Source organism: Paractinoplanes durhamensis, from assembly GCF_016862175.1.
GTDB classification, from domain to species: Bacteria; Actinomycetota; Actinomycetes; order Mycobacteriales; family Micromonosporaceae; genus Actinoplanes; species Actinoplanes durhamensis.
This window is the reverse complement of record NZ_BOML01000065.1, coordinates 1-25,654: the sequence shown is the minus strand read 5'-3', so window position 1 is coordinate 25,654 and position 25,654 is coordinate 1. Positions and strand designations below refer to the sequence as shown.

Annotated in this window: 21 protein-coding genes; 14 read left to right on the top strand and 7 right to left on the bottom strand. The window is 71.7% G+C overall.

What is annotated here, in order from left to right; genetic code table 11:
* The 3 genes from Adu01nite_RS39510 to Adu01nite_RS39500 all read right to left on the bottom strand — a co-directional run bounded on the left by Adu01nite_RS39510 (position 1) and on the right by Adu01nite_RS39500 (position 2,246).
* Complete coding sequence (locus Adu01nite_RS39510; RefSeq protein WP_203734497.1) at positions 1 to 1,215, bottom strand: RNA polymerase sigma factor; 1,215 nt, start codon at positions 1,213 to 1,215, stop codon at positions 1 to 3.
* Between the two features lie 136 nt (positions 1,216 to 1,351).
* Positions 1,352 to 1,699: a YciI family protein gene (locus tag Adu01nite_RS39505; RefSeq protein ID WP_239133057.1), complete on the bottom strand. Its 348-nt coding sequence runs from the start codon at positions 1,697 to 1,699 to the stop codon at positions 1,352 to 1,354.
* 115 nt (positions 1,700 to 1,814) lie between these two features.
* Entirely contained in the window at positions 1,815 to 2,246 is a 432-nt protein-coding gene (locus Adu01nite_RS39500; RefSeq protein ID WP_203734464.1) for a helix-turn-helix domain-containing protein, read from the bottom strand.
* Between the two features lie 48 nt (positions 2,247 to 2,294).
* Between Adu01nite_RS39500 and Adu01nite_RS39495 the strand changes: the two genes are divergently transcribed.
* The 5 genes from Adu01nite_RS39495 to Adu01nite_RS39475 all read left to right on the top strand — a co-directional run bounded on the left by Adu01nite_RS39495 (position 2,295) and on the right by Adu01nite_RS39475 (position 9,080).
* Positions 2,295 to 3,560 carry an MFS transporter gene (locus tag Adu01nite_RS39495; RefSeq protein ID WP_203734463.1) on the top strand — a complete coding sequence of 422 codons (1,266 nt, stop codon included), beginning with the start codon at positions 2,295 to 2,297 and terminating at the stop codon, positions 3,558 to 3,560.
* Between the two features lie 716 nt (positions 3,561 to 4,276).
* Positions 4,277 to 7,240 (top strand): galactose-binding domain-containing protein, encoded by a 2,964-nt coding sequence (locus Adu01nite_RS39490; RefSeq protein ID WP_239133052.1) that lies wholly within the window; start codon positions 4,277 to 4,279, stop codon positions 7,238 to 7,240.
* Positions 7,241 to 7,306: 66 nt separating this feature from the next.
* On the top strand, positions 7,307 to 8,023 hold the full coding sequence (locus tag Adu01nite_RS39485) for a hypothetical protein (RefSeq protein ID WP_203734461.1): 717 nt from the start codon (positions 7,307 to 7,309) through the stop codon (positions 8,021 to 8,023).
* An 88-nt stretch (positions 8,024 to 8,111) separates the two neighbouring features.
* Complete coding sequence (locus Adu01nite_RS39480; protein ID WP_203734460.1) at positions 8,112 to 8,363, top strand: hypothetical protein; 252 nt, start codon at positions 8,112 to 8,114, stop codon at positions 8,361 to 8,363.
* A gap of 159 nt (positions 8,364 to 8,522) precedes the next feature.
* A complete protein-coding gene (locus Adu01nite_RS39475) occupies positions 8,523 to 9,080 on the top strand; it encodes a DUF305 domain-containing protein (protein ID WP_203734459.1) in 558 nt (185 codons plus the stop codon).
* A 49-nt stretch (positions 9,081 to 9,129) separates the two neighbouring features.
* On the opposite strand, the gene Adu01nite_RS39470 is transcribed toward Adu01nite_RS39475, so the two are convergent.
* Complete coding sequence (locus Adu01nite_RS39470; protein ID WP_379132267.1) at positions 9,130 to 10,548, bottom strand: DUF1996 domain-containing protein; 1,419 nt, start codon at positions 10,546 to 10,548, stop codon at positions 9,130 to 9,132.
* Between the two features lie 298 nt (positions 10,549 to 10,846).
* Here Adu01nite_RS39470 and Adu01nite_RS39465 point away from each other — a divergent pair, with 298 nt between their 5' ends.
* Positions 10,847 to 11,884, top strand: coding sequence for a LacI family DNA-binding transcriptional regulator (locus Adu01nite_RS39465; RefSeq protein ID WP_203734457.1), 1,038 nt, complete (start codon positions 10,847 to 10,849; stop codon positions 11,882 to 11,884).
* A 44-nt stretch (positions 11,885 to 11,928) separates the two neighbouring features.
* On the opposite strand, the gene Adu01nite_RS39460 is transcribed toward Adu01nite_RS39465, so the two are convergent.
* Together Adu01nite_RS39460 and Adu01nite_RS39455 are read right to left on the bottom strand one after the other, a co-directional pair.
* Positions 11,929 to 12,168: a hypothetical protein gene (locus Adu01nite_RS39460; protein WP_203734456.1), complete on the bottom strand. Its 240-nt coding sequence runs from the start codon at positions 12,166 to 12,168 to the stop codon at positions 11,929 to 11,931.
* Positions 12,169 to 12,567: 399 nt separating this feature from the next.
* Positions 12,568 to 13,668 (bottom strand): calcium:cation antiporter, encoded by a 1,101-nt coding sequence (locus tag Adu01nite_RS39455; protein WP_203734455.1) that lies wholly within the window; start codon positions 13,666 to 13,668, stop codon positions 12,568 to 12,570.
* A 45-nt stretch (positions 13,669 to 13,713) separates the two neighbouring features.
* Here Adu01nite_RS39455 and Adu01nite_RS39450 point away from each other — a divergent pair, with 45 nt between their 5' ends.
* Positions 13,714 to 14,718: a glutathione S-transferase family protein gene (locus Adu01nite_RS39450; protein WP_203734454.1), complete on the top strand. Its 1,005-nt coding sequence runs from the start codon at positions 13,714 to 13,716 to the stop codon at positions 14,716 to 14,718.
* Here the strand turns inward: Adu01nite_RS39450 and Adu01nite_RS39445 are convergent.
* Complete coding sequence (locus tag Adu01nite_RS39445; RefSeq protein WP_203734453.1) at positions 14,715 to 15,362, bottom strand: NAD-dependent epimerase/dehydratase family protein; 648 nt, start codon at positions 15,360 to 15,362, stop codon at positions 14,715 to 14,717. The genes Adu01nite_RS39450 and Adu01nite_RS39445 overlap by 4 nt on opposite strands.
* 71 nt (positions 15,363 to 15,433) lie before the next feature.
* Between Adu01nite_RS39445 and Adu01nite_RS39440 the strand changes: the two genes are divergently transcribed.
* From Adu01nite_RS39440 to Adu01nite_RS39405, 7 genes are all read left to right on the top strand, one after another.
* Entirely contained in the window at positions 15,434 to 18,205 is a 2,772-nt protein-coding gene (locus tag Adu01nite_RS39440; protein ID WP_203734452.1) for an SWIM zinc finger family protein, read from the top strand.
* Entirely contained in the window at positions 18,202 to 19,263 is a 1,062-nt protein-coding gene (locus Adu01nite_RS39435) for an ATP-binding protein (RefSeq protein ID WP_203734451.1), read from the top strand. Before Adu01nite_RS39440 ends, Adu01nite_RS39435 begins: the two co-directional genes overlap by 4 nt.
* Positions 19,256 to 21,763 carry a DUF5682 family protein gene (locus tag Adu01nite_RS39425; protein ID WP_239133051.1) on the top strand — a complete coding sequence of 836 codons (2,508 nt, stop codon included), beginning with the start codon at positions 19,256 to 19,258 and terminating at the stop codon, positions 21,761 to 21,763. Before Adu01nite_RS39435 ends, Adu01nite_RS39425 begins: the two co-directional genes overlap by 8 nt.
* Positions 21,760 to 22,926, top strand: a complete 1,167-nt coding sequence (locus Adu01nite_RS39420) for a VWA domain-containing protein (protein ID WP_203734450.1) — start codon at positions 21,760 to 21,762, stop codon at positions 22,924 to 22,926. Before Adu01nite_RS39425 ends, Adu01nite_RS39420 begins: the two co-directional genes overlap by 4 nt.
* 35 nt (positions 22,927 to 22,961) lie before the next feature.
* Complete coding sequence (locus Adu01nite_RS39415) at positions 22,962 to 23,717, top strand: class I SAM-dependent methyltransferase (protein WP_307836674.1); 756 nt, start codon at positions 22,962 to 22,964, stop codon at positions 23,715 to 23,717.
* A gap of 18 nt (positions 23,718 to 23,735) precedes the next feature.
* Positions 23,736 to 24,173 carry a nitroreductase family deazaflavin-dependent oxidoreductase gene (locus tag Adu01nite_RS39410; RefSeq protein ID WP_203734448.1) on the top strand — a complete coding sequence of 146 codons (438 nt, stop codon included), beginning with the start codon at positions 23,736 to 23,738 and terminating at the stop codon, positions 24,171 to 24,173.
* Between the two features lie 173 nt (positions 24,174 to 24,346).
* Complete coding sequence (locus Adu01nite_RS39405) at positions 24,347 to 25,492, top strand: DUF5925 domain-containing protein (protein WP_203734447.1); 1,146 nt, start codon at positions 24,347 to 24,349, stop codon at positions 25,490 to 25,492.
* Positions 25,493 to 25,654 lie beyond the last annotated feature (162 nt).

Below are 25,654 nucleotides of genomic sequence, written 5' to 3'. Positions count from 1 at the left end.
TCATTCTGCCGGGTTTCCCTGTTCGAGCAATGTAAGAGCTTTCCGCTGCAGGTAGCGACGCTCCGGGACGCTCGCGGTCAGCGTCGCGGCCCGGGTGAACGCGGCATGCGCCTCGGCCCGGAAGCCGGCCCGTTCGAGCAGGTGCGCCCGCACCGCCTCGACCCGGTGGTTGCCCTCCATCCGGGCATCACCGTCGAGGTCGGCGAGCACGGCCAGGCCGGCCAGCGGGCCCTGCGCGCGGGCGACCGCGACCGCCCGATTCAGCGTCACCACCGGCCCGGGCGAGATCTTCTCCAGCACCTCGTACAGCGCGAGGATCTGCGGCCAGTCGGTCTCCGCGTCGCTCGGCGCCTCGTCGTGCAGGGCCGCGATGGCGGCCTGGATCTGGTACGGGCCGAGCGGCCCCCGGCCCAGCGACGCCGAGACCAGGGCGACCCCCTCGGTGATCTGCTCCTTGCTCCACAACGAACGGTCCTGGCTGTCGAGCGGGATCAGGTTGCCGTCGGCGTCGGAGCGGGCCGTCCGGCGCGCGTCGGTGAGCAGCATCAGGGCCAGCAGGCCGCCGGTCTCGGTGTCGCCCGGGAGGAGTTTGCGCAGCATCCGGGCGAGCCGGATGGCCTCGGCGGTCAGCTCGGCCCGCTGCAGCGCCGGACCGCCGGACGCGGTGTAGCCCTCGTTGAAGATCAGATAGAGCACCTGCCGGACGACGCGCAGCCGCTCACCACGCTCCGCCTCCGGCGGGGATGCGAAACCACGCCCGCTGCGGCGGATCAACTGCTTGGCGCGGCTGATGCGCTGAGCCATGGTGCTTTCGGGTACGAGGAAAGCCTGCGCGATCTCCCCGGTCGTCAGGCCGCCGACCGCTCGCAGGGTGAGCGCGAGCTGCGACGGGCCGGAGAGTGCCGGGTGCGCGCAGAGGAACAGCAGGTCGAGGGTGTCGTCGGAGTCCGGGACCTCGGCGGCGGTCTCGGTCAGGGTCACGTCGGCTTCCCGCCGGCGCCGGGCGCTCTCGCTGCGGAACTCGTCGACCAGCCGGCGCGCCGCGACCGCGGACAGCCAGCCCCGCGGGTTGTCCGGGATGCCCTCTCGCGGCCATTGCAGGGAGGCGGCCAGGAGGGCTTCCTGAACGGCGTCCTCGGCCGCGTCGAACTGCCCGTAGCGCCGGACCAGCCCGCCGAGCACCTGCGGAGCAAGCTCCCGCAGCAGCATCTCCATTCCGCCCGGGTCGGTCACCGCTCCCCTCCCTGCTCTTCTTGGCCGCTCGCTTGGCCGCTCACTTGGCCGCTTTCATGGCCGCTTTCATGGCCGCGGAGCGGCGCCCTCCTCGGGCGCCGCATCCGAAACCGGCGGATCAGACCTCCGGGGCCTCGCCGATCTTGCGCAGCTCCACCCGCTGTGCCCAGACCACGATCTTGCCGGCCAGCTCGACGGCGCGGGCCTCGTCCTTGACGTCGAAGATCCAGTAGCCGGCCAGCGCCTCCTTGGCCTCGGCGAACGGGCCGTCCGACACCACGACCTGGCCGTCCACGAGGCTCACCGTCTTGGCCGTGGACGGGAAGTCCAGACCCTGCGCATCCACGAACTCCCCGGCCTTCTCCAGGTCGGCGTTGAACTCGCCCATGAACGCGATCATGTCGCGCACCCACTCGGTCGACCGCTCCTGCATCATGTCGGCGGCGTCCCCGAACATCATCAGCATGTACTTCACGTCGATCTCCTCGTTTCTCCGGCGACCCCGCGGCCGCCGTCAGCCCTTGGTCGGAGCCCGCTGACCCCATTCGACATCGCCGCGGAACTTTTTTGGCCCACCCCGCCTAATCGCGATTCAGCAGGATCGCCGTGTCGAGGATGCGGTGCCAGTCGAGGTCGGTCAGCGGGCGGGACGCCAGTGCGGCCATCGCGGCCATGGCGGTGAGCAGGCGCTCCCGGGTCGCAGTCGCCGGCGTCCGGCTCGCGGCCGCCAGCCGGGTCACCTCGGCGTGGAAGCGGGGGGCACGCGCGAACTGCACGAGCGACGCGGGCCACGGGTCATCGCCGGGGTCCCCCTCGGCCGGCCGCACCACCAGCTCGGCGCCCAGTGCGGTGGCGAGATTGCTCACCGCGGACAGCGTCGGGTTGCCGCGGCCGTTCTCCAGATTCGCGATGTAGGGCACCGACAGACCGGCATCCGCCGCGACCGAGGCGATCGTGCGCCCGGCCGCCACCCGGCGGCCACGCAGCATCGCGCCCAGCTCCGCTATTTCCACGAGACACATCTTGCCATGAAGTTTTCTGTGGGGATAGCGTGCGACGGCATGTGGCACCACCGAGGCTTCCGCCGGCTCTGGGCCGCCGCCACCGTCGACGCCTGCGGCACCTGGCTGCTGGTGATGGCGGTGCCCGTGCAGGTCTATGCGGTGACCGGGTCGGCGACCTCGACCGGGCTGGCCCTGGCCGTCCAGGCGCTGCCGGCCGTCCTGATCGGACCATGGGCGGGCGCCCTGACCGACCGGTGGCCGCGCCGGGTCGTGCTCGTCGGCGCCAACGTGGCCGCGGCGCTCGGGGTGAGCATCCTGCTCGTGGCGACCAGCGCCGACCGGGTGGGATACGTCTACCTCGCCCTGGCGGTGGAGAACCTCGCGGCGTGTTTCCTGCGGCCGGCCTTGCAGGCGGCGATCCCCGCGGTCGTCACCGACCCGGCCGACCGGGCCTCCGCGAACGCCCTGCTGGCCACGTCGCACAGCGCGCTGCGGATCTGCGCTCCGCTGGCCGGCACCTACCTCACCGCGGCCGGCTGGTTCGGCGCCGTCGTGGTGGTCGACGTGGTCAGCTACCTCGCCGCCGCCGCGATCATCGCGGGGCTGCCCCTGCCGGCGACGACCCGGCCGGCCGGCGGCGCGCTCGGCCGGCCGGACAACCCGCGTCCCGGCGCCGGCACGCTCGACCGGCCCGCCGGCCCGCATCCCGGCGGCACTCGGCTGGTCGACGAGTTGCGGCAGGGGTGGCGGCTGGTGGTGCACAGCCGGATCCTGGCCGGCCTGCTCGCCGGCAGTTGGCTCTACTGGACCGCCAATGCGGCGTTGACCGCCCTGCTGGTGCCGTTCGTCGTGCACCGGCTGGACAGCTCCGGCCAGGCGGTGGGTTATCTGGTCACCGGGCTCGGGGTCGGCTACCTGTGCGGTTCGGCCGTCAGCCGGACGGTGCTGCTCCGCTCCCCCGCACGCACCCAGCTCACCATCTCGTACGCGCTGGTCGGAGTTTGTTTTCTGATCATGTTCAGCACCAGCAGCCTGCTCGTGGCGGTCGTCGCGGTCACCGCCGCCGGCCTGCCCGGAGCCGTGGCCGGCGTCGCCACCACCCACCACGTCCAGAACGCCAGCCCGCCCTGGGGCCGCGCCCGCGTGTCCGCAACGTTCATGACCAGCGATGCCACCGCCGCGGTCATCGGAGCTCTCGCCGCGCCCGCACTCGTCGCGATCGCGGGCCTGCCCACCGCCCTGATCACTCTCAGCGCCGCGGTCCTGCTCGCCGCGGCAACCGCCGCGTTCCTGCTGCCGGCCGAAAGTGGCCCGCCGACCTGACGGTCCATCGCGAAGCTCTCCTGCGCGCGGAGGGCGGCGCAGACGGAACGCGCACAGGAGCGCAGGAGCGCCAGCGGGGCGCAGCTCAGGCCGAGTGCGGCGCGGCGCGGGCAGAGCGCGGCGCGGCGCGGGCAGAGCGCGGCGCGGGCACGGCGCGGCGCGGGCACGGCGCGGCGCGGGCACGGCGCGGCGCGGGCACGGCGCGGCGCGGGCACGGCGATGTTGTTGGGTTTCGGCCCGCGCCGAACGGCGGCTCTTCACGATCGGGGCGCAGGTGGCGCCCACCTGAATCCCCGCCGCACTGCGGCCCGATCTTGTGCAGCTGACGCTCGGCACGGGACGGAACTCGACAACATCGCCACCCGGGATCGCCGGCCCCGGGTTGGAGCGAGGTGGCCGGAGAGAGGGTGCTGCCGCCGGCCACCTCGTTTGGAGAGCGCTCTCCAACTGCGCCCAACTTTCCCCTCCGACGCGCGGATCTGTCAAGAGGGTGCCGGATTTGTGGGGCTTGCTGGGCCGCCTCGGGCAGGTTTGGCCATGCGGTATTGACACGCGGGAAAGCGCGGCGTAACACTTCGCGCTAGGACGGAGAGCGCTTTCCCCGAGCGCTACGCACTTCCCCGGGTGCCTTGACCGCTCTATCCCCAGGAGTTTCCGTGAATACGGCTTCCTCGCCGCCCCTCTTCCGTTGGCGGCGCCTCGTCCCTGTCGTTGTCGTGGCCCTCATCGCCGCCTATCTCGCCGTGGCGCAGATCGGTGCGCACGCCGCCGACACCCTGCTCTCGCAGGGCAAACCCACCACCGCCTCCTCGTCGGAGGGCGCCGACACCGCGGCCGCCCTCGCCACCGACGGCAACGCCGGAACGCGATGGTCCAGCCAGTTCAGCGATCCGCAATGGCTCCGCGTCGACCTCGGCGCCACCGCGACGATCACCTCGGTGGTCCTGCAGTGGGAGAGCGCTTACGGCAAGGCGTACCAGATCCAGACCTCGCCCGACGGCAACGCCTGGACCAGCATCTACTCGACCACCACCGGTGCCGGCGGCACCGAGACGCTCACGCTGAGCGGCACCGGCCGCTACCTCCGGATGTACGGCACGGTCCGTGGCAGCGGCTACGGCTACTCGCTGTACGAATTCAAGGTCTTCGTGTCCGGCACGGTGACCACGCCGACCACCCCCACGACGCCGACCACCCCGGCCGACAACTTCACGACGGTCTGGACGGACAGCTTCGACGGCTCGGCCGGCACCTCCCCCGCGGCGGCCAACTGGCTGCTGCGCACCGGCACCGCCTACCCGGGCGGGGCCGCCAACTGGGGCACCGGCGAGGTGGAGACCGCGTCCGCGAGCACGGCGAACGTCGCGCTGGACGGCGCGGGCAAGCTCACCATCAAGGCGATCCGGGACGGTGCCGGCAACTGGACGTCCGGCCGGATCGAGACGCAGCGGACCGACTTCGAGCCGCTGGCCGGCACCCAGACGAAGTTCACCGCGGTCCTCAAACAGCCCGACGTGGCCAACGCACTCGGCTACTGGCCGGGTTTCCGGGCCACCGGCGCGGCCTACCGCGGCAACTACAACAACTGGCCCGGCGTCGGCGAGACCGACATCATGACCGACGTCAACGGCCGCAACCAGCTGGCGCAGACGCTGCACTGCGGCACCGCGCCGGACGGGCCGTGCGCGGAGTACAACGGCCGTTCCTCCGGCTTCGCCAGCTGCACCGGCTGCCAGAGCGGCTACCACGAGTATTCGCAGGTCATCGACCGGACCAAGACCGACGAGGAGATCCGTTTCTACCTCGACGGCCGGCAGACCTGGCTGGTCCGCGAGTCGCAGGTCGGGGTGACCGCCTGGAACGCGGCCGTGCACCACGGCTTCTTCCTCCGGTTCGACCTGGCGATCGGCGGCTCGCTGCCGAACGCGATCGCCGGCCGCACCACACCGACCGCCGACACCACGTCGGGCGGCGTGCTCAGCGTGGATTCGGTCACCGTGTCCCGGGCGGCCGGCACGACGCCGGCGGCGATGACCGATCCGGCCACTCCGGGCGGGCCGAGCGTGGTGAAGGTGACCGGCACCCAGGGCAACTGGCAGCTGCAGGTCAACGACGCCGCGTACCGGCTGAAGGGGTTGACCTATGGTCCGCCGCAGGCGGCCGCGGACGGCTACATGCGTGACCTGAAGAGCATGGGCGTCAATACGATCCGGATCTGGGGCGTGGACGACGCGAATACTCCGGGGCTGCTGAATCGGGCCGCCCAGCAGGGCATCAAGGTGGTCGTCGGGCACTGGCTGAATCAGGGCGCCGACTACGTCAACGACACCGCGTACATGAACTCGGTGAAGACCGAAGTGGTGAACCGGGTCAACGCTCTGAAGAACAACCCGGGCGTACTCATGTGGGATGTCGGTAACGAGGTCATCCTCACCATGCAGGACCACGGCCTTTCCGCCGCCGAGGTGGAGGCGCGCCGGGTCGGCTACGCGAAGTTCGTCAACCAGCTGGCGCAGGCCATTCACGCGGCCGACCCGAATCACCCGGTAACGTCGACCGACGCCTATACCGGTGCGTGGCCGTACTACAAGCAGTACGCGCCGGACCTGGACCTGCTCGCGGTCAACTCCTACGGCGCGATCGGCAACGTCTACAACGACTGGGTGGCCGGCGGCTACCCGAAGCCGTACATCGTCACCGAGGGCGGGCCGGCCGGTGAATGGGAGGTTCCGAACGACGTCAACGGCGTGCCGACCGAGCCGACCGACGTGCAGAAACGGGACGGCTACGCGAACAGCGTGAGCACCATCAACGCGCATCCGGGCGTGGCGCTGGGCGTGACCGAATTCCACTACGGACTCGAGAACGACTTCGGCGGAGTTTGGCTGAACACCTTCACCGGCGGGTGGCGGCGGCTCGGCTACTACGCGCTCGCCCAGGCCTATTCGGGTCAGGCGGCCGCGAATACGCCGCCGGTCATCTCCTCGATGTCGGTGTCGAATCAGACCGCGGTGCCGGCCGGCGGCACGTTCACCGTCAATGTGGCGGCCAGCGATCCGCAGGGCGATCTGATCCGCTACAACCTGATGTACTCGGACAAGCACATCAGCGGCGGGACCGGGCTGACCAATGCCGGCTTCACCGACAACGGCAACGGCTCGTTCACCGCGAAGGCGCCGGACAAGCTGGGCGTGTGGAAGGTCTACGTCTACGCGTACGACGGGCAGGGCAACGTCGGGATCGAGCAGAAGTCGATCCGGGTGGTGCCGCCGACCGTGCCGGGAACGAATCTGTCCAAGGGAAAGACGACCACGGCGTCGACCTATCAGCCGACCGGCACGAACGGGCCGCAGCTGCCGCAGTACGCGACGGATGGTGACTACGGAACGCGCTGGGCCAGCGAATGGGTGGACACGGCGTGGCTGCAGGTCGACCTCGGTTCGGTGCAGTCGTTCAACCACGTGCAGCTGGCGTGGGAGGCCGCCTATGCGACCGGTTATCAGGTGCAGACCTCGGCGGACGGCTCGAATTGGACGACGGTCTACACCACGACCAGCGGTGACGGCGGATTCGACGAGCTGAACGTCAGTGGCTCCGGCCGCTATGTGCGGGTCAACGGAACCGGCCGGGCGACCGCCTACGGTTACTCGCTCTGGGAGTTCGGCGTCTACCGCTCCTGACCGGAACCCGTGGCGCCCTCGATTTAATCGGGGGCGCCACGGCGCTTTTGCGGATAGACATGGCGGATGCGGGAGATCGCCTGCGACGAATCCGGGTACGAGGGTGAGAAGCTCATCGGCTCGACCACCCGGTTCTTCGCGCACGCTTCGGTCCGCATACCCGATCCGGCCGCCGTCCTGGCCGAGCTGCGCGCCCGCATCAAATCCCCGGCCACCCAATACAAGGCCAACCATCTGCTGCGGCCCCAGCACCGCGCGACCCTGCGCTGGTTTCTCGGCGACACCGGCCCGGTCCACGGCCGCGGGCACGTCTTCCTGCTCGACAAGACCGCCTTCGTCCGGGATCTGGTGGCCGAGCACATCGGCACCGAAATCGCCGACGACCAGGTCGCCAACGATCTGCTCCGGGTGAAGGGCGATCCCGATCTCGAATTCCTACCGCCGCCCGCCCGCGCTCGCGCGGCCGCGTTCCGGGAATGGCTCGGCGCCGACCCGATCGGCCGTTCCGTGCTCGATCCGCTGGTTCCCGCGATCGTCGCGGCGGTCGCGCATTGGGGCCCGGTCACCATCGCGCACGACCGGCAGACCCAGTTGCCGCCGCGGCGCGTCGCGGTCCTGACCGAGCGCTGCCCCCTCGCGGGCATCCGTTTCCTCGACGCCACCGGCCATCCCGAGATCCAGATAGCCGACATCCTCGCCGGGACCGTCCGCGCGGTCACCGAGTCCGGCGATGCTTCGCTGACCCCACTGCTGCCGCCCTACCTCAGCGCCGTGACCCCATAGAGATTTCACAGCCGGGAAGTTCACATGACCGGGCCGGCCCGGACGATGTTCCCGGTCGACCAAGTCAGCACGGCAAAAGGGGCAACGAATGACTGTTTCCGCGATCGACTCCGCCGGCACCAGCAGCGCCGAGTCCGAACTCGTCAAGTACCAGCAGAAACTCGCCGCCGATCTGGCCGCCAAGGCCTCGGCCAAGGTCGCCGAGACGGACCGCGAGCGGGTCATCGCCCAGGACCGCAGCGCCGTCGCCAAGGCCCAGCAGGCGGTACAGCGGGAGAAGGAAACCACACAGACCGTCAGCACCAGTGGTTTCCAGAGCAAGCTCGACGTCACGGTCTGATAGCTTCCGGCCGGGATGCCCGTTATATCGGGCATCTCCGGCGGGCCGGAAAGCGCGAGAGAGCGCTTCACCGAACCGGGCTAATTGTTACGCGAGCGTAGCCATCCATCAATATCGAATCGTTGACATACGTATAGGTAAAAGACCAGACTCGTCGGCGTGAAAGCGAAAGCCGGGGTCCTACTCGCGGGCCTGTTGCTGCTGACCGGGTGCACACCCTCGGCCGATCCGTCGGCCACCCCCACGGTCACCACGGCCAGCCAGTTCGGCGGCACCGACCTCGCCTGGATCGAGATCAACATCGCGATGGACGAGGAGCTCCTGCCGCTGCTGGAGCTGGTTCCGGAGCGCAGCGGCAGCGACGATGTGCAGGCCCTGGCCCTGCAGGTGCAGGGTTTCACCACCGCCGAGCTGGCCGCCCTGCGCGCGCTGCACGACCAGGCCGCCCTCCCGTCGGAAAACCCGCACAAGGGCATGCCGATGCCCGGCATGGTCACCCCGGAGAAGGTGACCGAGGCCTCCGCGCTGACCGGAAAGGCCTTCGACGCCCTGGTGGTCGGGGCGATCGAGGCCCATCTCGACCAGAGCAAAAACCTCGCCGACAGCGAGGACAAATCGGGGGTCGAGCCACAGACCCGCGCTCTCGCCGAGCAAATTCTCCGCACTCGCGAGCTCGCGAAAAACACCCTGGACAATGCTTCCCAGGGTGTTTCCTGAATCAATTGGGGAAAGAATGGAGGGGACGCGGTCCCCTCCATTCCTGGCGTTACGGCAGAACGTAGTTCTCGTTGAGCGCAGCCCCGCGGTCCGGCTTGTAGAGGTCGAAACCGCGCGGGTCGCACTGCAGGCCACCGTTGATGCAGTGGGTGGTGAGGGCGGCCAGCGTCGGCGCGTCCCAGGCGTTGTAGACGTCGTAGTGGAAGCTGAAGCCGCGTCCGCTGGCGAAATGGACGTTGCTCATGGTGCCGCTCACCGGCCACGCCATCTTGAACTCGATCATCGGAACCGCGACCGGGTGATCGTTCGGGCAGACCCCGAGCACCGGGTACGCCATGTGGCTCTTGTGATCGGGAGTGTCCAGGTGCAGGCCGTCCCAGCAGCTCGGCGCCTGCATACGCGCGTTCAGCTGGGTGCCGGCCGGACAGTTCGCGGGAATGTCCCAGTTGAATGAGCTGTCCCCGCATTCGAATCCCTCGACCGCGCCCGGGCTGTTCCGGAAATCGTCGATGGTCGCCGTCGGGCTGCCCACCACATAACGCAGGCCGACCGGGAACGGCCGCACGCTGCGGTAGTCGATGACGCCGCTCTTGTAGTAGATGACCTGCCGCCCGACCGGTTGCACAGCGTCGGTGCCGTTGAGCAGCGTCGGCATCCAGTAACCGGTCTTGTCACCCGGCGTGATGCAGGAGGTGCCGCCCGCCTGCAGGCTACCGAGCGTGGTCGCCGCGTTCGTGGTCGTGTTGCCCATGAACGTGTGCGAGTGCGAGGCGCCCGGCAGGTTCGGGAAGACGATCGGGTCGTCGTTCAGGTTGGTCCGGCTCACCGAGCAGTTGGCCTGGAACTCGTGGTGCGTGGTGGGCGGGTTGGTGTTCGGCGGGGTGGCCGTCGACGGCACCACCCCGGTCACCGGCGGGTTGGCCATCACGTAGCCGGGCCCGTCCGAGGCCGGCGGGTTCGCCAGCGTTCCGTACACCTTGAACTCGAACAGCGAGTAACCGTAGCCGGTGGCCCGCTGCGTACCGTACATCCGGACGTAGCGCCCGGAACCACTCAGCGTGAGTGTCTCGGTGCCTCCGGCACCATTGGTCTTGGTAGAGACCGTGGTCCAGGCATTGCCGTCGGGCGATGTCTGAATTTGGTACGCCGTGGCGTACGCGGTTTCCCACTGCAGTTGTACGGAACTGATCGTGGCGGTGCCGCCGAGGTCGACGCGCAGCCACTGGGGATCGCTCCAGGCGCTGCCCCAGCGGGTGGACGTGTTGCCGTCGACGGCCGCGGCGGCCGGGGAGCCACCGCTCTCGGCCGACGAGGCGAGCGTCGGCCGGCCCTGCGAGAGCAGGGTGTCCGCGGCGTTCGCCGAGTGCATGCCGACGATGGTCAGAGTTCCGGCCAGGGCGGTCGCCGCGAGTGGCGCGACGATCCGCCGCAACCGGCGGCGTTGGCGTTGTTCGGTGGGAGTCTTCACTCGGATCTCCAGGGGATAGACGAGTACGCCCGGGCGCGGGGAACGCCGAGCGCCTTTGGAGAGCGCTTTCCGAGTGTTACGCCAAGATGTCATGCCCGTCAATGCCATCGGGTTCCGGAACCATCGGCCGGGCGATTTGCCTGCCCGTCGCCACACGCGAGACCCGCGCTGCGGCCCGGAGTGGGCAGTGAGATCGCGCCGAGCGGCGGGGGCTGCCCTGGTTTTCGGGGACCTGCTGCCTCGTACATCGCCAAAGGTCTTTTCGGAGAGCGCTCTCCAGGTGTGCTATAAATCCTTCATGCAACAGGGGACGCGGCTGCCGACGCTCGAGGACGTGGCACGGGTGGCCGGTGTGTCGAGGGCGACCGTGTCCCGGGTGATCAACGGGATTCGCAACGTCGATCCGCACCTGCACGAGGTGGTGTGGGATGCGGTCGGCCGCACCGGTTACGTGCCCAACCGGATGGCGCGCTCACTGGTCACCCGCCGCACCGGCACGGTGGCGCTGGTGGTCTCCGACTCCGAGTCGCACGACGACGACCCGTTCATGAGCAGGTTCTTCGCCGACCCGTATTTCGGACGGGTGGTCGGCGGCCTGATGAGCGTGCTGCGCCAGGCCGGCGTGCAGCTGGCACTGCAGATCGTCGGCACCGACGAGGGCCGCAAACGCCTGGTCGGCGACCTGCGCAACGGCCAGGCCGACGGCGTGATCGTGCTGTCCCTGCCGGCCGTCGACGCCCTCCCCCGCATGCTCACCGACGGCGGCGTCCCGGCCGTGATGATCGGCCGCCCGACCGAGCCGGTCCCGATCAACTACGTAGACCTGGCCAACGAGACCGGCGCGACGCTGGCCGCCGAGCACCTGCTGGCCCGAGGCTGCCAGCGCATCGGCATGATCTCCGGCCCGGCCGACGTCCCCGCCAGCCACGACCGCATCTCCGGTTTCCGGCGCGCGATGGCAAGACACGGCCACGGCTGGGTCCCGATCGCCGCCGGCAACTTCACCCAGGACAGCGGCGAGGCAGCGATGCGCACGCTGCTGACGGAGAGCCCCGACCTGGACGGCCTGTTCGTGGCAAACGACCTGATGGCGGTGGGCGCGCTGCTCACCCTGCGCGAGGCCGGCCGCCGCGTCCCCGACGACGTGGCGATAGTCGGCTTCGACGACAGCAGCGCCGCCACCGCCGCGGCCCCCGCCCTGACCACGGTCCGCCACCCGTTGGAGGACATGGCCGCCGAGGCCGCCCGCCTGCTGCTGGCCCGCATCGAAGACCCCGAGATGCGTGCGTCATCTGTCATCTACGAGCCGACGTTGGTGCTACGCCAGTCGGCCTGAGGCTGGCGGGCGAGGCGCCGACCACGGGGCGACGCCTCGCCCGCCTACTCCCCTTCGCGGACGATCTGGCGGATGCGCTCCCGGCTGTAGCCGGTGGCCGCCACGATGTCCACCTGACGCAGCCCGGCCTGGTCGGCGGCCCGGATCTGCGCAGCCAGCTCGGAGCGCGCCTGGTCCACCTTCTCGCGCGCCTCGGCCACGATCCGAGCGGCCCGCTCCTGCGCGCGGGGGACACCATCCTCCGCCACGCGCAGCTTTCGTACCGCCGCTTCCAGGTCCGCCATTTGGCCATCGTCCCTGGCCAGGCGTTAGGCCAACCACAATATCCATGTAGTTGGCCAAATCTGATGCTTTACATTTGGCCAACTATGTAGTTTTATATTTGGCATACGGCCGACAGGTAAGCGGTCGCCGACCGAGCTGGCCAGCCGTACGGCACAGAGAGGCCCCGCGCGATCGAACGCGCGGGGCCTCGGCGTTTCCGCTGCTCCTCGGGTACGTGGCTGGGTCACTCACGGCCTGCTGATTTTCAAGGACCGGAGCGCCTACCGGACGGCCGGCGGCTGGCCGACCTGGACGACGGCCGCGGTACGACGGCGATCTACGCCCTGCGCGTGCGCGAGTGCCGGGGATGACGTGCTTGAGCCCCGGCCATCCGGCCGGGGCTCATTCTTTTCGGCCGGCTACGGGCTTGCGGCCAGGAACAGGAACGCGGCCAGCAAGGACAGGTGGACGCCGCCCTGCAGGACGTTGGCTCGGCCCGGGACGATGGTCAGGGTGCCTACGCCGACGGTCAGGGCCAGCAGGACCATCTGGGTGCCGCCCAGGCCCAGCAACAGCGGGCCCGGCAGCCAGATCATCGCGATCGCGATCGCCGGGATGGTCAGGCCGATGCTTGCCATCGCCGAGCCCAGGGCCAGGTTCAGGCTGGTCTGCACGCGGTCGCGGGCGGCCGCTCGCATCGCCGCGATGGTCTCCGGCAGCAGCACCAGCAACGCGATCACCACGCCCACCACGGCCTGGGGCAGGCCGGCCCGGTCGACCGCCGACTCGATCGACGGGGAGACCCCCTTCGCCAGGCCGACCACGCCGATCAGCGCGACCAGCAGCAGGCCGAGGCTGATCTTGGTGGCCCGGTTGGTGGGCGGTTCGAGGTGCTCCTCGGTCGAGATGACCTCGCCGGCGGTGGTGATCGGCAGGAAGTAGTCGCGGTGCCGGCGGGTCTGCACGGTCACGAAGAGGGCGTAGAGCGCCAGCGAGGCGACCGCGGCGAAGCCGAGCTGGGCCGGCGAGAACTGCGGGCCGGGGCGGCTGGTGGTGAAGCTCGGCAGCACCAGGCTCAGCGTCGCGATCATCGTGACGGTGGCGAAGGCTCCGCCCGTACCTTCCGAATTGAAGACGGCGAAACGCCGGCGCGCCGCCCCGACCAGCAGGGACAGGCCGAGAAGGCCGTTGCAGGTGATCATCACGGCGGCGAAGACGGTGTCTCGCGCCAGCGACTGGGCTTTCTCGCCGCCGCTGATCATCAGCGTGACGATCAGGGCCACCTCGATGATGGTGACGGCCACCGCGAGGACCAGCGAGCCGAACGGCTCCCCCACCCGGTGGGCGACGACCTCCGCATGGTGCACGGCGGCGAGCACGGCCCCGCCGAGCAGCAGAGCGACGATCACCACGGCCGGCGGCGGCAGGTCGCGGCCCCAGGTCAGGATCAGCGCCGCGACGGCGAGGATCGGAACGTACACGGTCCAGTGCGCGAGATAATCGCGAATCCTTGCTCCCATCCGACAACTCTGCCAGACCGCACGGCTCGTAGCAGGATGTATGACATGGCTTACGTGAATCCGTCGGGCGAGTTCTCCCGGGACCAGCGCTACATTCCCACCCGGATCACCGCCGACGGCCGGGACGGTTATCCGGTCGAGCCGGGCCGCTACCGGCTGGTCGTCGCCCGCGCCTGCCCGTGGGCCAATCGGGCGATCATCGTGCGCCGCCTGCTCGGCCTCGAGGACGCGCTGTCGATGGGCATCTGCGGGCCGACGCACGACGAGCGGAGCTGGACCTTCGACCTCGACCCGGACGGCCGTGACCCGGTGCTCGGCATCGAGCGGCTGCAGGAGGCGTTCCTCGCCCGCTTCCCCGACTATGACAAGGGCATCACGGTACCGGCGATTGTCGACGTGCCGACCGGTCAGGTGGTGACCAACGACTTCGCGCAGATCACCATCGACCTGTCGCTGGAGTGGTCGGCCTTCCACCGCCCGGGCGCGCCGGCGCTGTATCCGCCGGAGCTGCGCGAGCAGATCGACAAGGTCAACCGTTTCGTCTTCGCCGATGTCAACAACGGCGTCTACCGTGCGGGCTTCGCCGGGACCCAGGAGGCGTACGAGGCTGCCTACCACCGCCTCTTCGACCGGCTCGACAAGCTTTCCGCGCTCCTGGAGACGCAGCGTTACCTGGCCGGCGACACGATCACCGAGGCCGACGTGCGGCTGTTCACGACGCTTGCCCGCTTCGACCCCGTTTACCACGGACATTTCAAGTGCAATAACAGCAAACTCAGCGAAATTCCAGTGCTTTGGGCGTACGCGCGGGACCTGTTCCAAACTCCGGGTTTCGGGGACACGATCGACTTCGTACACATCAAGCGGCACTACTACGTCGTACACAAAGATGTGAATCCCACTCAGATCGTCCCCGCCGGGCCGGACCTGCGGAACTGGCTTGAGCCGCACGGGCGCGAAAAGCTCGGGGGCCGGCCGTTCGGTGATGGCACGCCTCCGCCGCCGCCCCGGGCCGCCGAGGTGGTGCCGGCCGGGCACGGTGCGGTTTAGCGCAGGTCGACGTTTTCCAGAATGTGCCGGGGGAAGCCGACCCGGGCGACCTGGAGCATGGCCCGGCCGAGCCGGTCGGTCGTGGTGACGTATTTCGGGAAGGTGCGCTCGAGCACCGGCATCAACGGGTTGATCGTGGTGTAGATCGCGTTGTAAAGGCGCGTTTTGGACCGTACGCCATGGGTCGGCTGGATCATCGCGGGGCGGACCGCGTAACCGTGCGGGAGCAGCCCGATGACCTCCCGCTCGGTGCGCGCCTTCACCCGCGCCCACATCTGCCGGCTCTGCGCGCCGGTGCCCGCGCCGCTGACGTAGATGAAGCACGTCTCCGGGTTGATCTCGGCGAACGTGCGGGCGGCGGCCATCGGGTAGTCGTAGGAGACCCGGGTGTAGCCCGCCTCGTCCATCCCGACCGAGGAGACGCCGAGGCAGTAGAAGACGGCGTCGTAGCCGTCGGCGAGCTGGTCGCGGATCGGCGCCAGGTCGGCGAAGTCGGTCGGCTCGACCTCGTGCAGCTTCGGATGGCGCACGCCGGTGAGCTTGCGGGTCACCACCAGAACCTGCTCGACATCCGGCGCGAGAAGACTCTCGCGGAGCACGCCCTGACCGACCATCCCGGTCGCTCCGAAGATCACTACCCGCATGCGTTCACCCTACCTACCGGCCGGTTCGCAGGGCCCCCGAAAATGTCGTACGCCGCGTCTAGGGTTTCCCCGTGCCCGCTGAGAGATGGTCCACCGCCCAGGCCGAGACGCTCGCGCCCGACGCGTCCTCGGTGCGCGCCGCGCGCGTTCTCTCCGCCCCCGGTTCCTGGTCCGCGTCCGGCCGGCTCGACGACCTCCTTTGGGGACGATGCCGCAGCTACCAGGTGTGCGTCGACCTGACCGGCCCGGCCTTCACGTGCTCCTGCCCGAGCCGAAAGGTGCCCTGCAAGCACGCGCTGGGCCTGCTGCTGCTCTGGGCCGAGTCCGATGTGTCCGCCGCGCCCGCTCCGGCGTTCGCCGTCGAGTGGCAGGCGGCGCGGGCGGCCCGGGCCGCAGCCAAGCCGAAGGCCGACGCCACCCCCGATCCGGTGGCCGCGGCGAAACGGGTCGAGCAGCGCGCCGAGCGGGTGGCCGGCGGCATGCTCGAGCTGAGCCGCTGGCTCGACGACCAGGTCCGGCAGGGCCTGGCCGGCGCCCAGCGGGGTGGGCCCCGGCCGTTCGACGCGATGGCGGCCCGGCTGGTCGACGCGCAGGCGCCGGGCGCCGCGAGCGCGGTGCGCCGGCTCGGCTCGATCGCCGGCATCGGCCCGCACTGGGCCGACCGGCTGCTCGGCGAGCTCGCCCTGCTCCGCCTGCTGGTCGCGGGCCACGAGCGGCTGGCCGAGCTGCCGCCCGGGCTGGCCGCCACCGTCCGCCGGCAGATCGGTTTCCCGGTCGGCACCGAGGAGGTCCTGGCCGGCCCGCGGGTCACCGACCGGTGGCAGGTGATCGGCCAGTTCGACGTCGACGACGGCGTCAACCTGACCACCCGGCGCACCTGGCTGCGGGGCGCGTCGACCGGCCGGTTCGCGCTGGTCCTGGCGTTCTCGGCGGCCGGCCAGCCGCTGATCTCCGACCTGGTGCCCGGCACCGAGTTCCGCGGCGACCTCACCTTCTACCCCGGTTCGCTGCCGCTGCGCGCCCTGGTCGCCGAGCGGCACAGCGCCGCCGAGCCGTTCGGCGAGCCCGACGGCGCGCTGCCGCTCGGCGAGGCGCTCGGCGGCTGGGCCGCGGTGCTGGCCGCCGAGCCGTGGCGCTCCGACGCGCCGGTCCTGCTCGCCGGGGTCACGCCGAGCGACGACGGCTGGCTGATCGATGCGGCGGGTTCGGCGCTGCCGCTGGCGCCCGGCCATCGCGAGCCGTGGTGGCTGCTCGCCGCGGCCGGATCCGCCCCGGCCACGGTGGCGGCCGAGTGGTCGCCGATCGGGCTGCGTCCCCTCGCCGCCTGGGCCGGCGGGGTGTTCGTGCCGGCCGCCGCCCCGATGCTCGACCCGGCCGCGCCGCGCGCTGCCGAGCTGCCGCCCGACCTGCTCGCCGCCGCCCTGGTCGGCACCGCGCGGCGGCCGTGGCAGGGCGAGTCCACGCTGCTGGAGACCGCGGCCATCGCCCTCACCCGCCGCCGGGCCGGCCTCACTCCGGCCGACGCCAGCCACGCCCCGATCCCCGCGGCACCGGCCGAGACCGCGCCGCCGCTGCCCGAGGCGAGCGGTCGCCGCCTGATCCGCATCCTCGGCGAGGGCGTGCCGGGCGGCGCCCAGCTCGCCCAGGAGTTGCTGGCGCAGTGGCTCGCCGCCGCCGCGGCCCGGGGCGGCCACGTCCCGCCGGTGGTGCTCCCGGCGCTGCTCGACGCCGGCCGCCGCAACTCGCTGATCCGCCCCGCGCTGGCTCAGGTGGCCGGCCGGCGCGGCGCCTGGCTGGCCGGCATGCGTGCCGACTGGCGCTGGCTGCGCGACGAGACGGTCGCCGTGCCCCCATCGTCTGAGGTCCGGTCGGCCGAGATCTGGGAGACCGGCACCGTCGGCGAGCGCCTCGGCTGCCTCACCGAGCTGCGCGCGGCCGACCCGGCCGGCGCCCGTGAGCTGCTCGCGGCGACCTGGGCGCAGGAGTCGTCGGACGATCGGGCCCGGTTCGTGACCGCGCTGGCGACCGGGTTGTCCGCCGACGACGATGCGTTCCTCGAGCAGGCTCTCGACGACCGCCGCAAGGAGGTCCGGGAGGCCGCGCTCGACCTGCTGCGCACCCTGCCCGGTTCGTCCCTCGCCGACCGGATGGCGCAGCGGGCCCGGGCCACCCTGCGGGTCGAGCCGCACCGGCTCGCCGTCACCCCGCCCGACGATCTCGACACCGCGATGCGCCGCGACGGCGTGGCCGCGACCCCCGCGCGCGGGCTCGGCGTCAGCGCCTGGCTGATCGAGGAGATCCTGGCCGGGGCGCCGCTGTCGCTCTGGGCCGACCCGGCCACCATGCTGCGGCTCGCCCGCGGCAACGACTGGGAGGTGGCCCTGCTGCACGGCTGGGCCAAGGCCGCCGTCGCGCAGGGCAGCGCCGTCTGGGCGACGGCGCTGCTCGCCGACGCCGGTGCGCTACGCGAGTCGGTCCGCTGGGATCTGCACCTCGTGCTGCCGTCCGACGAGCTGGGCCGGCTCGCCGCCGACGCGCTGCGCCGGGAGGACAGCATGGCGCACCGGCTGCTCGCCATCCACCCTGGCAGCTGGCCCGAGGAGCTGTCCGTGACGGTGCTCGAGACGATCGCCCACCGGGCCCGCACCGACCGGCACACCTGGCAGCTCGGCGAGCTGTGCCGGTCCGCCGCCGTGTCCATGCCGCCGGGCTACGCCGACCTGGTCGGCCGCCTCGCCCTCCAGCTCGACCAGGAGCCGTCCGACCAGTCGCGGGTGCGGCCGGTGGCCGACCTCGCCCGCACGCTCACCTTCCGCCACGAGATGCTTCAGGAGTTCCAGTGACCGCTCTGCGCCCGCACGCCGAGGACGAGTACGCCGAGGAGCTGGCCCTGCTCGCCGCCGCCGACGACCGCACCCGGCCGCCCGGCTGGCGGCTCTCCCCGCAGGCCGTGGTGACCTACCTGCTCGGCGACGGCGCCAAGATCACCCCGAAGTACGTGGGGCCGCGCCGGCTCGTCGAGGTCGCGGTCGCGACCCTGGCCACCGACCGGGCGCTGCTGCTGCTCGGGGTGCCCGGCACCGCCAAGACCTGGGTGTCCGAGCACCTGGCCGCGGCCATCTCCGGCGACTCGAAACTCCTGGTGCAGGGCACCGCCGGCACCGCCGAGGAGGCCATCCGCTACGGCTGGAACTACGCCCGCCTGCTGGCCGAGGGCCCGTCCGAGGACGCCCTGGTCGCGAGCCCGATCATGCGGGCCATGCGGACCGGCACGGTCGCCCGCCTGGAGGAGCTCACCCGGGTGCCGTCCGACGTGCAGGACGCACTGATCACCATCCTGTCCGAGAAGACGCTGCCGGTCCCCGAGCTGAACACCGAGGTGCAGGCGCAGCGGGGCTTCAACCTGATCGCCACCGCCAACGACCGCGACCGCGGGGTCAACGAGCTGTCCAGCGCGCTGCGCCGCCGCTTCAACACCGTGGTGCTGCCGGTGCCGGCCTCGGCCGACGAGGAGGTCGAGATCGTCGCCCGGCGGGTCGCGCAGCTCGGCACGTCGCTCGACCTGCCCGAGGTGCCGACCGCGATGGAGGAGATCCGGCGGGTGGTCACCGTCTTCCGCGAGCTGCGCTCCGGCCTCACCGAGGACGGCCGCACCAAGCTGAAGTCGCCGACCGGTTCGCTCTCCACCGCCGAGGCCATCTCGGTGATCACCAACGGCATGGCGCTGGCCGCGCACTTCGGCGACGGCATCCTGCACCCTGCCGACGTGGCCGCCGGCATCCTCGGCGCCGTGGTCAAGGACCCGGTCTCCGACGGCGTGGTCTGGCGCGAATACCTGGAGACGGTGGTGCGGGAGCGCCCCGAGTGGCTCGACTTCTACCGGGCCGCCCGCGATGCCTGAACGGCTCTACGGCATCCGGCACCACGGTCCGGGCTCGGCCCGGGCGGTGGTGCAGGAGCTGACCCGCCACCCACCGCAGGTGCTGCTGGTCGAGGGCCCACCGGAGGCGGACGACCTGGTCCGCTGGGTGGCCGACGAGGGCCTGGAGCCGCCGGTGGCCCTGCTGGGCTACGCGGCCGACGACCCGCGGCGAGCCGCGTTCTGGCCGTTCGCGGTCTTCTCCCCGGAGTGGCAGGCGATCCGCTGGGCGGTGCGCAACGACGTGCCGGTCCGCTTCTTCGACCTGCCGTTCGCCTACCGCCTCGGCGGCGACACGGCCGGCCGCCGCACCCCGGCCGCCGCACCGGAGCCCCCGCCCAACGCCACGCGGCCGCAGCCCAACGCTCAGATTCAGCCTGGCGCACAGCCTCAGCCTGGCGCGCAGCCTGAGGCGGTCGCCGCGCGGTCTCAACCAGACTCCGCGCCGTCTCAGCCGGACGCCGCGGAGTCGCATGTGGACCCCGCGGCCACACCACCGCAGGCCGGTGAACCGCAGGACGGCACGGTCGGCGAAGCCGCTGAGCCGCCGGCCGGCGACGCCGACGAGCCACCGGCCGGCGACGCCGACGAGCCACCGGCCGGCGCCCAGGTCGAGCACGTGCCGCAGCGGCCGGTGGATCCGATCGGGGAGCTCGCCGCCGCGGCCGGCTACGACGATCCGGAGCGCTGGTGGGAGGACGTGGTCGAGCATCGCGGCATGCCCGCGTTCGAGGCGATCGCCGAGGCCATGGCCGCGATCCGGGAGGACTCCGCGGAGGATCCGGACGACCTGGTCCGCGAGGCCTACATGCGGACCGTGCTGCGGGAGACCCGCAAGACCTACGAGGAGATCGCCGTCGTCTGCGGCGCCTGGCACGTCCCGGCGCTGACCCGCAAGATCCCGATCAAGGACGACACCGCCCTGCTCAAGGGCCGTCGCAAGGCGAAGGTGGCGTTCACCTGGGTGCCGTGGACCTACGGGCGGCTGGCGTCGTGGTCCGGTTACGGCGCCGGCGTGCGGTCGCCGGGGTGGTATCACCACCTGTTCACCACCGCCGACGAGGTGGTGCCGCGCTGGCTGGTCGACGCGGCCGGGGTGCTGCGGGCCGAGGGGGTGCCGACCTCGTCGGCGCACGTCATCGAGGCGACCCGGCTCGCCGAGGCGCTGGCCACGCTGCGCGGGCGCCCGCTGGCCGGGCTGGCCGAGGTGACCGAGGCGGCCGAGTCGGTCATGTGCGACGGCGAGCCGCTGCGGATCAATCTGATCAACAACCAGCTGGTGGTCGGCGAGCGGCTGGGTGGCGTACCGGAGGAGATGCCCGCCGTACCCCTCGCCAAGGACCTGGCCATGCAGCAGCGTGCGTTGCGACTCAAGCCCGAGGCTCTCGATCGGGATCTCGAACTCGATCTCCGGAAGGAGATCGGGCTGCACCGCAGCCGCCTGCTGCACCGGCTGCGCATCATCGGCGTGCCGTGGGGTGAGCCGCCGCAGGCCCGGCGGGGCAGCATCGGCACGTTCCGCGAGGAGTGGCGGCTGCGCTGGCAGCCCGAGTTCGCGGTCCGGCTGGTCGAGAGCAGCATGTTCGGCACGACCGTGGCGTCCGCCGCCACCGCCAAGATCACCAAGGCCGCCGACGACGCGGAGACTCTCGCCGACGTCACCGCCCTGGTGGAGACGTGCCTGCTCGCCGACCTGACCGACGCCTACCCGCCGGTGCTCGCCGCGCTCGACGTCCGCGCCGCGCTGGACGCCGACGTCGGCCATCTGATGTCGGCGATCCCGGCGCTGGCCCGCACCCTGCGCTACGGCGACGTGCGGCACACCGACCTGGGCGGCCTCGCCACGGTGACCGCCGGCCTGCTGACCCGGGTGTGCGCCGGCCTGCCGTCGGCGGCCGGCTCGCTCTCCGACGAGGCCGCCAAGATGCTGCGCGACCGGATCGACGGCGTGCACACCGCGGTCGGCCTGCTCGCCGACGACGACCTGCGGGAACGCTGGATCGGCACGCTCGCGTCGCTGACCGGGCGGGCCGACCTGCACGGCCTGCTCGCCGGGCGGCTGGCCCGGCTGCTGCTCGACGCCGGCCGGCTCGACGCGGCCGAGGTGCGGCGCCGGCTGCGGCTGCCGCTGACCGTCGGCAACCCGCCCGCGCACGGCGCCGCCTGGGTGGAGGGCTTCCTGGCCGGCGGCGGGCTGCTGCTCGTGCACGACGACGCGCTGCTCGACCTGCTCGACGAGTGGCTCGCCGACATCCCGGCGGACGCGTTCGACGACGTGCTGCCGCTGCTGCGCCGCACGTTCGGCGCGTTCGAGGCGGGCGAGCGCCGGGCGATCGGCGAGCGGATCGCCGGCGAACGGCAGCCGCGAGCGGAGGCCGGCGCGCTGGGCTTCGACCCGGAGCGGGCCGACCTGGTCCTGCCCACGCTCAGCGCATTGCTGGGCCACACCATCGGGGGCCACACCATCGGGGGGACCAGATGACCGACGAACGGGCCCGGCGCTGGCGGCTCGTGCTGGGCGGGGCCGCCGACGAGGCCCTGGGCACGGCCGAGGGGCGGGACGGCGCGATGGATGCGGCCCTGGCCGCGCTCTACGACGCGGGCGGGACCGGCGACCCCGAGACCGGCAGCCGGCGCTCGGCCGGGCTGGGCAGCTCGGCGCCCAAGGTGGCCCGCTGGCTCGGCGACATCCGGGAGTATTTCCCGTCGACCGTCGTGCAGGTCATGCAGTCGGACGCGATCGAACGCCTCGACCTGACCCGGCTGCTGCTGGAGCCGGAGATGCTCGCCGCCGTCGAACCGGACGTGCACCTGGTCGGCACGCTGCTCTCGCTCAACGGGGTGATGCCGGCCAAGACCAAGGACGCCGCCCGCCAGGTGGTGCGGCAGGTCGTCGAGCAGTTGGAGAAGCGGATCACCCAGAAGACCCTGGCCGCGGTGAGCGGGGCGCTCAACCGGGCGGCCCGGATCAACCGGCCGCGGCACGCCGACATCGACTGGGACCGCACGATCCGCGCCAACCTGAAGCATTACCAGGCCGAGCACCGCACGATCATCCCGGAACGCCTGGTCGGGTACGGGCGGCGGACCACGGCCGTCCAGCGTGACGTCGTGCTCTGCGTCGACCAGTCGGGCTCGATGGCCGCCTCGGTGGTGTTCGCCGGGGTGTTCGCGGCGGTGCTGGCGTCGATGCGGTCGCTGCGCACGTCGCTGGTCGTCTTCGACACCGCGGTGGTCGACCTGACCGATCAGCTCAGCGACCCGGTGGAGGTGCTGTTCGGCACGCAGCTGGGCGGCGGCACCGACATCAACCGGGCGATCGGCTACGGCCAGCAGCTGATCACCCGGCCCCGGGACAGCATCTTCGTGCTGATCAGCGACCTCTACGAGGGCGGGATCCGGGAGCAGATGCTGCGGCGGGTGGCCGAGATGACCGCGGCGGGGGTGCAGGTGGTGGTGCTGCTCGCGCTCTCCGACGAGGGTGCCCCGGCGTACGACCACGACAACGCGGCCGCGCTGGCCGCGCTCGGGGTGCCGGCCTTCGCGTGCACGCCGGATGCCTTCCCCGATCTGATGGCGGCCGCGATCGAGCGGCGGGACCTGAAAGCGTTCGCCGAGCGCCTTGAATCCGACGCCGCCCGGTAACTACCGTGGAGCCTATGACTGCTTACAGCGAAACCATGCGAAGCGAAACCGCGCGGGTGTGGCAGGAAAGCTGGGACCGTCAGCAGGAAGGCTTCATCCCCGACCGTGAGGAGCGCTTCGCGGCCATGCTCACCGCCGTCGCCGCGGTCACCGACGGCGAGCCGCCCAAGCTCCTCGACCTGGCCGGCGGCACCGGCACGATCGCGCTCCGCACGCTGGCCCGCTTCCCCGCCGCCCGGGTCACGGTGCTCGACCAGGACCCGGTGCTGCTGGCGATCGCCGGGGCGTCGCTGCGCGACCGCGGCACGATCGTCGACGCCGACCTCGGCGATGAGTCCTGGCGGGCCAAGCTGCCGGCCGAGGGCTTCGACGCGGTGCTCACCGCGACCGCCCTGCACTGGTTGCCGGCCGAGCGGGTGGCCGCGCTCTACGCCGAGATCCGTGAGGTGCTGCGGCCGGGTGGGATCTTCGTGAACGCCGACCACATGCCGGAGGAGTCGCTGCCGGGGCTGTCCGAGCGGCTACGCACGCACGGGCGGAAGGTACGCGAGGCGCGCTACGCGGCGGGCGCCGTGACCTCATGGCCGGACTGGTGGCAGCGGGTGGCCGCCGACGAGACCCTCGCGCCCCGGATGGCCGAGCGCGACCTCATCTACCCGCACTCGACCCACCACCACGAGTGGACGCCGCCGGCCGTCTGGCACATCGACGCGCTGCGGGCGGGCGGCTTCACCGAGGCCGGCGTGCTGTGGCGGGGCGGCACCGACGCGGCGGTGATCGGCGTCCGGTAAGCGAAATAGGCTTAGCTCATGCCATTGACCGGAGAATACGCACCAAGTACGTCGGACTGGGCCCGCCAGCAGGCCGAGAAGATCGAGGCGTCGGGCGGCGCCGAAGGCACCGAGATGCAGGGCATGCCGGTCATCGTGCTGACCTCGGTCGGCGCGAAGAGCGGCAAGCTGCGCAAGACGGCGCTGATGCGGGTCGAGCACGACGGCGAGTACGCCGTGGTGGGCTCGCTCGGCGGGGCGCCGAAGAATCCGGTGTGGGTCTACAACCTGCGCAAGGAGCCGCACGTCGAACTGCAGGACGGCCCGGAGAAGCACGACTACCTGGCCCGTGAGCTCGAGGGCGACGAGCGCGCGGCGTGGTGGGAGCGGTCGGTCGCGGCGTTCCCCAACTACGCCGGCTACCAGAAGAAGACCGACCGGCTGATCCCGGTCTTCGTGCTGACCCGCCTGCCGTAGGGCCGGCCCGCCGGCCGCAACAGGCCGGCCCGCCGGCCGTGGCGACAAGGGGCCGGCCGCCTCAGGCGGCCGGCCCCTGCCGGGCCGGCCTCAGGCAAAACCGGCCGGTCCCTTCTGGGCCAACCTCAGGAAAACCGGATGCCACAAGGGCATCGAAGGCCGATCATGGCATCATGCGCACTCCCCATCAGCCTGTCGACCGGCATGCCGCCGGGCGCGCCGTGGATCCGGTGGCCTCGCCATCGGCGCCCGGCGGCCTGCCGCTGTCCGGAGCCGTCGATGACGGCGACCGGCTGGTGGATGTCGTCGATCTCCTGGCGCTCGACGCGTTCGTCACCGGGCGCGAGCCGTTCGGCCGCAGCATGTATCTGGAGAACGTCCGCGCCGACGCCCCGCTGACCACCGACGACGCGAAGGTGATCCGCGACGCGGTGGAGGACGACGGGCAGGGCCGGCTCTCCGTCGGCGAGGGCTGGACGCTGCACGTCTCCCGCTGGAAGCAGAGCCGGCGGGCCCGGGTCACGGTCACCGCGATCTCGGCCGAGCTGGCCGAGTCGGTGCTGGGCGCGGCCACCGACGGCGCGGTCGAGGAGCCGGAGCCGGCGGGCGACAGCGTACCCATCGGATTCTGGCATTTCGGTCCGCACGGACCGCGCCGCGTGCAGCGCGAGATCGACGCGGCGCCGTGGGAGAAGATCCGGCACAACTACGCCGGGCCGGTCGGGCAGACGCTCGAGCGGCTGATGGCGCTGGACGGCTCGGTGATCAACGGCCGGCTCCTGCTGCTGCACGGCGAGCCCGGCACCGGCAAGACCACCGCGCTGCGGGCGCTCGCCCAGCAGTGGCGGGCGTGGTGCCAGGTCGACTGCGTGCTCGACCCGGAGCGGCTGTTCAGCGACCCGGCCTACCTGATGAGCGTGGCGCTGGGCAGCGACGAGGACGAGCCGCGCTGGCGGCTGCTCATGCTGGAGGACTGCGACGAGCTGATCAGCGGCGAGGCGAAGGCGAGCGCCGGGCAGTCACTGTCCCGCCTGCTCAACCTGACCGACGGGCTGCTCGGGCAGGGCCGCAACGCGCTGATCGCGATCACCACCAACGAGGACCTGGCGACCCTGCACCCCGCGGTGGTCCGGCCGGGCCGCTGCCTGGCCAGCATCGAGGTGCGCCGGCTCCCCTACGTGGAGGCGAGCGCGTGGCTGGGCACCGCGCGCGGCATCAGCCCCGAGGGCGCCACGCTGGCCGAGCTGTACGCGTTGAAGACCGGCGCCCACCCGGTAACGGTCCCGACAACCACCCCGACCACGGGCATGTACCTGTAGGCCACTCACCCTCAGCCCAGCCCGGTCCGCCAACGGCGGCTACTCGACTCAGCCCGACTCAGCCCGGCCCGGCGCGGCCCGGCCCGGCGCGGCGCGGCCCGGCCCGGCGCGGCGCGGCGCGGCGCGGCCCGGCCCGGCGCGGCGCGGCGCGGCCCGGCCCGG